Below are 2008 nucleotides of genomic sequence, written 5' to 3'. Positions count from 1 at the left end.
TCAGCCAATGAGGCAGCGAGAGCGACGAGTCTTTGAGTACGTCTTGGGTCATTGAGGTGGGCTTGACCGAATTGCTTTTGCGCCCAAAGAGTTGGCTCTATATAAGTCATGGTAATCATCCTTGTCATTGCTTAGATGATCAGATCATAGAACATGCAATTAGTTCAAAAAAAATCCCCAAGCTGTGGCTTGGGGAATTGTGTATAAGAGACAGGCTAATGCTGACCTTTTGTTTATTCTAGTTGCTGCCCTATTAAAGAATAATATCTCTAACTTCAGGATCTTTACGCTCTAAGTAGTGAATTGACTTAATACGACGAATCGTACGGCAGCGACCACGAATTAATAGCGTTTCAGTAGTCGCAATATTACCTTGACGGGTGATGCCTTCAAGCAGGTCACCTTTGGTAATCCCCGTTGCGGCGAAAACAACATTATCACTGCGAGCCATATCTTCCATCGTTAGTACAACATTGGCTTTAACGCCCATCTCTTCACAGCGTTTCAACTCAGCTGCACCATAGATACGGTTTTCTTCGCTGTCGCCTTTCACTTCATGACGTGGAAGCAGTTGGCCATGCATGTCGCCATCTAGTGCGCGAATTACTGCTGCAGATACTACGCCTTCAGGAGCGCCACCAATACAGTACATAGCATCTACTTCGCTGTCAGGCATACACGTAAGGATTGACGCTGCAACGTCGCCATCAGGCACAGCAAATACTCTTACGCCCATTGCTTGCATCTGTGCAATCACTTCATCGTGACGAGGCTTAGCTAAGGTAATCACAACCAAGGTATCTAGTGTCTTGTTTAGCGCCTTAGCAATGTTCTCTAAGTTTTCTTTTAGTGGCTTATTCAGGTCAATGCAGCCTTTTGCACCTGGGCCTACAACCAATTTTTCCATGTACATATCTGGCGCTTTGAGGAAGCTTCCTTTCTCACCTGCAGCCAGCACAGCAAGGGCATTCGATTGACCCATTGCTGTCATACGTGTCCCTTCAATTGGGTCTACTGCAATGTCGACTTCATCACCACCAATACCGACTTGTTCACCGATGTAGAGCATAGGTGCATCATCGATCTCGCCTTCACCAATCACGATCTCTCCGCTGATCTCTGTTTTGTTGAGTAGGGTGCGCATAACTTCCACGGCTGCACCATCAGCTGCATTTTTGTCGCCTCGACCAAGCCATTTGTAACCAGCTAGTGCTGCCCCTTCGGTAACTCGAGAAAATGCCATTGCTAAATCGCGTTTCATGATGACTCCAAAATTCAAGGAAAGAGAAAAATAAAAAACGGCAGAATTTTAGCATATCAAGAAGGAAACGTTTGCTTTTTTAATTGAACGACCATTGAACTGCATCAATCTAGTGGGTTAAATTGGTCATTGAGATTAACCAGCTCCCTAGATGTAAGGTGATTGTCAATTTGCGCTGTTTTTTTGACCGAATGGTGCAAAATATCAAATATAGGGAGTGTTTATCAGCTCTCGGCTGAGTAGAATGGAACAAAATAGGTTTTGGTACATCAGTGACCAAAACCCTTATCCGAATAAATATAGGTAGGCTAAGATGTCTTTTGAAGTACTAGAACAACTAGAAACTAAAATCCAAACTGCAGTAGATACTATTGCCCTTCTACAGATGGAAGTTGAAGAGCTTAAAGAAGAAAAAGAAAAGCTAGCAACTGAAGCGAGCGATCTACGCGCAAACCGTGAAGAGCTTGAGCAGAAAGCTCAGCAGATGCAACAAGAGCACTCTGCATGGCAAGAGCGCATCCGTAACCTACTAGGTAAGATGGATGAAGTAGAGTAAGTCATACTTTACTTGAACAGATAAAAAAGGCCGAACATTGTGTTCTAATGCCATTCGGATAAGCGCTAACGCTTATACCTAAACGGATATTTGGCCGGAACAAAGAGGACTGAACGTGGAAACGTTCGGTCCTTTCTTTTGTCTGGTAAAATGAAATGGCTGACGCTTTCTCGCATTTGCTTGAGCTTGAT

At 44.0% G+C, this 2008-nt stretch carries 3 protein-coding genes; 1 reads left to right on the top strand and 2 read right to left on the bottom strand.

All coding sequences use genetic code 11. From position 1 onward, the window contains the following. Both ELS82_RS24450 and glpX read right to left on the bottom strand, forming a co-directional pair. Positions 1-101, bottom strand: a 101-nt coding sequence (locus tag ELS82_RS24450; protein WP_370447491.1) for a transposase DNA-binding-containing protein, incomplete at its 3' end; no start/stop codon positions are given. Between the two features lie 152 nt (positions 102-253). Further along, entirely contained in the window at positions 254-1261 is a 1008-nt protein-coding gene (gene glpX / locus ELS82_RS24445) for a class II fructose-bisphosphatase (RefSeq protein WP_053441450.1), read from the bottom strand. Positions 1262-1574: 313 nt separating this feature from the next. On the opposite strand from glpX, the gene zapB reads away from it, so the two are divergent. Next, positions 1575-1817: a cell division protein ZapB gene (gene zapB, locus ELS82_RS24440; RefSeq protein ID WP_134837709.1), complete on the top strand. Its 243-nt coding sequence runs from the start codon at positions 1575-1577 to the stop codon at positions 1815-1817. Positions 1818-2008: the final 191 nt, after the last annotated feature.

The organism is Vibrio ouci (genome assembly GCF_004551525.1).
In the GTDB taxonomy this organism is placed as follows: Bacteria; Pseudomonadota; Gammaproteobacteria; order Enterobacterales; family Vibrionaceae; genus Vibrio; species Vibrio ouci.
The sequence above is the reverse complement of the archived record's forward strand: the minus strand, read 5'-3'. Positions and strand labels throughout refer to the sequence as shown.

Bases quoted from the DNA above. Each gene is read 5' to 3' on its own strand.
- glpX (WP_053441450.1), bottom strand. From the start codon at position 1,261: ATGAAACGCGATTTAGCAATGGCATTTTCTCGAGTTACCGAAGGGGCA.
- zapB (WP_134837709.1), top strand. From the start codon at position 1,575: ATGTCTTTTGAAGTACTAGAACAACTAGAAACTAAAATCCAAACTGCA.